1 pseudogene is annotated in these 262 nt (G+C 60.7%); it reads right to left on the bottom strand.

Annotation, left to right across the window (positions count from 1 at the left end):
* A pseudogene (locus tag AAEZ05_RS29065) lies at nt 1-262 on the bottom strand (PAS domain S-box protein); the annotation flags it as partial.

Genomic DNA, 262 nt, shown 5'->3' with positions numbered 1-262 from the left:
AGTTGAGGTACAGCCAGATCAGGCTGGAAACGTCGTCCGGATGGTTGCCGCCCTTGAGAATACCCAGGCGCGCGGCCTCCATGTCGGGATTGGGACGGTCCAGGGCAATGCGCAATTCATGCCCACCCTGGGGCACGGCAATGGCCTGCTGGTATTTGAGGTAGGTGGCGTCGTTGCGGTTATCGGCGTAGAGGGTCAGGTAGTAAATGGCATCTTTCTGGCCCTTGGACCACAGGCTTTCGCCCGCCACATAGCCCCGCAC

Origin of the sequence: Pseudomonas sp. HY13-MNA-CIBAN-0226 (genome assembly GCF_040310305.1) — a bacterium.
Taxonomy (GTDB): domain Bacteria; phylum Pseudomonadota; class Gammaproteobacteria; order Pseudomonadales; family Pseudomonadaceae; genus Aquipseudomonas; species Aquipseudomonas gregormendelii.
The sequence above is the reverse complement of the archived record's forward strand: the minus strand, read 5'-3'. Positions and strand labels throughout refer to the sequence as shown.